This window comes from Ruegeria denitrificans (assembly GCF_001458295.1).
Lineage (GTDB): Bacteria > Pseudomonadota > Alphaproteobacteria > Rhodobacterales > Rhodobacteraceae > Ruegeria > Ruegeria denitrificans.
Genome location: NZ_CYUD01000034.1, coordinates 1 through 4,251, shown reverse-complemented (window position 1 = coordinate 4,251; position 4,251 = coordinate 1). Strand labels below are relative to the sequence as shown.

The 4,251-nt window shown below is 53.7% G+C and carries 5 protein-coding genes; 2 read left to right on the top strand and 3 right to left on the bottom strand.

All coding sequences use genetic code 11. The features are described from left to right. Nucleotides 1-84: 84 nt before the first annotated feature. A complete protein-coding gene (locus RUE5091_RS22385) occupies nucleotides 85-912 on the bottom strand; it encodes an NmrA family NAD(P)-binding protein (protein WP_058284162.1) in 828 nt (275 codons plus the stop codon). Between the two features lie 113 nt (nucleotides 913-1,025). Between RUE5091_RS22385 and RUE5091_RS22380 the strand changes: the two genes are divergently transcribed. After that, entirely contained in the window at nucleotides 1,026-2,057 is a 1,032-nt protein-coding gene (locus tag RUE5091_RS22380) for an AraC family transcriptional regulator (RefSeq protein ID WP_243470859.1), read from the top strand. Here the strand turns inward: RUE5091_RS22380 and RUE5091_RS22375 are convergent. Together RUE5091_RS22375 and RUE5091_RS22370 are read right to left on the bottom strand one after the other, a co-directional pair. After that, a complete protein-coding gene (locus tag RUE5091_RS22375) occupies nucleotides 2,024-2,497 on the bottom strand; it encodes a GNAT family N-acetyltransferase (RefSeq protein ID WP_082643788.1) in 474 nt (157 codons plus the stop codon). The genes RUE5091_RS22380 and RUE5091_RS22375 overlap by 34 nt on opposite strands. A 66-nt stretch (nucleotides 2,498-2,563) precedes the next feature. Beyond that, a complete protein-coding gene (locus tag RUE5091_RS22370) occupies nucleotides 2,564-3,211 on the bottom strand; it encodes a class I SAM-dependent methyltransferase (RefSeq protein ID WP_058284159.1) in 648 nt (215 codons plus the stop codon). Between the two features lie 95 nt (nucleotides 3,212-3,306). On the opposite strand from RUE5091_RS22370, the gene RUE5091_RS22365 reads away from it, so the two are divergent. Beyond that, nucleotides 3,307-4,206, top strand: coding sequence for a LysR family transcriptional regulator (locus tag RUE5091_RS22365; RefSeq protein WP_058284158.1), 900 nt, complete (start codon nucleotides 3,307-3,309; stop codon nucleotides 4,204-4,206). Nucleotides 4,207-4,251 lie beyond the last annotated feature (45 nt).

Below are 4,251 nucleotides of genomic sequence, written 5' to 3'. Positions count from 1 at the left end.
AATGCCGTTAATCCGGACATGCCCAAGATAAGTCTGCATCTAAGTTCAAGTTTCATGATTGTCTCCGATGTCCTTTGGCCCGGTTCAAGCGGCTCTGGTCCACGCGCCAGACATTGCAGCTTTGTTTGCAAAGTCGGCGAAGTCGCGTGGCGCGCGTCCAAGCGCACGCTGGACACCGTCCGCGAGGTTCGCATTGCGTCCGTCCAGCGTTTCACGCGCGATGTCCGTGATCACATCAGCAATCATCTCGCCATTCGCGTGCGCGATTTCCGCGTGGAAGTCTTCGAATGAAATTGGCAGGTATTGCACAGTCCTGCCCATGGCGCGCGAAAGCTCAGCAGCCATGTCGGCAAACGTCATGAGACGTGGTCCTGTGACCTCGTACAGTTCGCCGTCGTGTCCTTCTTCTGTCAAAGCAGCTACGGCAACATCGGCAATGTCGTCCACGTCGATGATTGGTTCGCGTACATCGCCGGCAGGCATCGGCAAGACACCTGCCATGACCGGATCAAGCAATGCCCCTTCAGAGAAGTTTTGTGCAAACCATGCTGCACGAACGATAGTGAACGGAACTCCGGAATTGCGTACGACTGCTTCCGCTCGTTCCGCATGAAACTCGCCACGCCCGGTTAGCAGCACAAAACGCTGTAATCCCTTTTCACGAGCCAATGCTGTGAACGCTTCGACCTGCTCAACCGCGCCTGGAAATGCGATGTCAGGAAAGTAGGAAATATAGGCAGCCGAAACGCCTTCGAGGATTGCGGACCAAGTCTGCGGTTGTTCCCAGTCAAATGGCGTTTCACTGGTGCGCGACCCGCGCCGGACTGTCTGCCCTTTTTCGTCCAGACGTGTCGCGATCCGCGATCCGGTTTTGCCTGTTGCACCAAGTACGAGAATGGTTTGCTGTGTCATTGGTCATCTCCATGAGTTCAGTTGATGGCCCGAAATTAAGCAAGCATTAGAGATGTTCTATTCTTCAAAATCCATCATTCTTATCCAATCGTCCAAAACGAATAGACGAGCAGGTGAATTTCGTCCAATCTCATGACATGAACCAGTTTGACCCTCATGTCCCCGACCCCGATGCGCTGGCGCAGCCGATAGGCGATCCGCTGGGGGAAATCCTTCATCTTCTGAAGCTCACCGGCACATTCTACTGCCAGTCGCGCATGTCCGCTCCTTGGGGCGTGTCCCTACCAGGCTTTCCCGACATACTGAGCTTTGCTGTCATTACGCACGGGCGGTGCTTGATGAAGGTCGGACAAGATGACCCGTTCGAGGTCGAAAAAGGCGATTTGGTGCTGATGACCAGCGGCGCACCGGTCGGTTTCTTCAGCTCGGAAGACAACCCGCTTTTAACGCTGGAAGAGCTGCCCATACGCAAGGTGACCGAGCTTTTTGAAACACTGGAATACGGTGGTGGTGGAGCGGAGACGGGCATCATGTACGGCCTCGTCCGGATCGATCACGCCGCCAGTGGTATGTTGATGCACTTGCTTCCGGATGTGCTCAAAATCGACCCGTGGGAAGAGGATGCCGGAAGCTGGCTACAAGCAACTTTGCAATTCATCGCAAAAGAGGCGCGGGAATTGAGACCGGGTGGCGAAACAGTGATCACCCGACTGGCAGATGTGGTTGTCATCGAGGCCATTCGTCGTTGGCTGAACAGCGCACCAGACGCAAACCGCGGCTGGCTGAAAGCGGCGCGAGACCCGCAGATCGGGCGCACGATAGTCGCCATTCACCGTACGCCTGCTGCGGCTTGGACAGTCGAGTCTCTCGCGGAGGTTGCTGGTATGTCCAGATCCGCGTTCGCGGCGCGGTTTACTGGGTTGGTAGGCGTTCCAGCAATCCAGTATCTTGCAACGTGGCGAATGCACCTGGCCAGCGAAAGGTTGGTGTCCACCGATCAACCAATCTCGCAGATTGCCGCTGAGATCGGATACTTGTCAGAGCCTGCGTTCAACAAAGCCTTCAAACGGGTATTTGGCGCACCACCGGGAAAAATCAGGAAGAACGGAGTTCACTCCGTATCCAGGCGAAACTTGAGAAACTGAGCATCTTCGTATTCGATCTCGCCTATGTGTTTGGCACCGAGTTTCCGGAGTGCACCCAGATTTTTTCTACTTGGTGGCAGCAGAAACGTGACAAAGGGGATACGTTTGTCAGCGATCGCAAAGTCGATTGCCATTTTGGCAATCCGTTTCCCAAGTCCAAAGGCGTCGGGCCGCAAAACCAAGCCAAAATCCCATTCGTCACCTTCTTTTTGAAAGCCCCCCCAACCAACATACCGACCGCCTGACAAAAACGCCCAGTGTCCAAGACCGTCCCGCGCCCAGTAACCTTCCTTCTTGGCGATAAATTCTCTTGCGACCTCAACATTCCATTCGAACGTCAAAAGCGGCATGTGCTCCGCTACTCTGGGATCGGACATGTGAACCGCAATGTCATTCGGATCGATTTCCGAAAGGCGTGCAAATGAAATCCCATCTTTCATCATTGTACTCATTTGATGGCCCGAGATGTCCCTTGCATGCAAAGTAATTATGGCGCGAATACTGTTTCACAGCCTTCTCGCGACAATGTACCGGCTCGGCAATAACCCGGCTTGATCCGCTGTCTCGACGATATCGAAGCCCGCAAGTTCAATGGCGTGCTGGAGTTCAGCTACGGATACAAAATTTACGAACGGAGCATTCCCGAGCAACTGCATAATCGGGATCGCTATTCGGCTGATTAAGCCATATTTGAACCCTCCACTCTCTGGAGCGCAAACGGTCTTGGAAATGAATACCCCACCGGGTTTTGTAAGGGTCGCAATGTGTTCGAGTGCATGGCCCATATCGGGTACAAGGTGCAGTAGATTATGTGCGAGGACAGCGTCGTAAGAACCGTCGTTAGGATCGTGCTGCAGAACCTCGGCCACTTTGAACGTTACATTCTCCAGCTCTTCTTCAGCGAGTTTCTCGTTGGCGATTTCGATCATCCCCGGTGCGAGATCGGAGGCAGTGACTTGAGCCACATGTGGTGCCAGTAGCAACGCGGTTGACCCCGTCCCACACCCGATTTCCAGCACGCTGTCTTCGGCTTGCAGGTAGGACTTTGTACGTTCGAGTGTGTTCAGATACCCTTCCATATTTCGGATAGGATCAGCCGCATATTTGCGCGAAATCTTGCTCCAGAACGCGGCATCTTTGGACAATGCAGCCATCTTTTTCTCTCTTTCAAACTTTTCACAGCAGCCAGTAAATTAAAACACGACTTTATGGAATTGCCAGATATTGGAGAACTGTTATGCATTAATGCATGAATTGGAACGCTATTAATTTCGATTGGAACCAGGCACGGTCCTTTCTTGCAACGGCAGAAGAAGGTTCGTTTTCCGCGGCGGCGCGCGTGCTTGCGCGGACCCAGCCAACCGTCGGTCGGCAAGTCGCCGCGCTGGAACAGGCGCTTGGCGTCACCTTGTTTGAAAGGGTCGGCAAGTCGCTTAATCTGACAACCGCTGGTGCTGAGCTGTTGGTACATGTCAGTGAAATGGCAAGCGTCGCGAATAGGATTTCTCTGACGGCAACAAGCCAGTCACAAGCAGTTGAAGGGCAAGTCAGGATCACTGCTTCCGACGTGGTGTCAGCCTATCAGCTACCGCCTATTCTCAAACAGATCAGGCTCGCGGCACCGCGGCTTGAGATCGACGTTGTCGCAGCAAATGACATACGAGACATACAGCGGCGCGAGGCAGATATCGCAATTCGGCATGTGCGCCCGACACAGCCGGGCCTGATTGCAAAGCTCGTGGCAGAAGCGACGGCACATTTTTACGCTGCCCCTTCGTACCTCGAACAGGTTGGGCGACCACGAAATGAAGACGAACTTGCTAAGTTGGGTTTCGTCGGCTTTGGCGATGTTGACACGATGATTGGATTTCTCAATCCGGCTGGCATCGAAGTAACCCGCAAGAATTTTCGGATTGGATCGCAGAGCGGGATAGTGTCATGGGAGCTTGTGCGCCAAGGCTTCGGCATTAGTGTTATGTCAGACGATGTGGCGGCCCTTACACCCGGTGTGGAGCGTGTTCTGCCCGAACGCGAGCCATTCAAATTTCCTATCTGGTTGGCCACACACTCTGAGTTACAAACAGCGCGAAGGATCAGGTTGGTTTTTGATCAGCTTGCAAACCATCTCGGCTCGCGGACAAATTATTGAACGTGAGTTGGTCTGGTGTCGTGAACTGGAGTCTGCTTCGGGCTC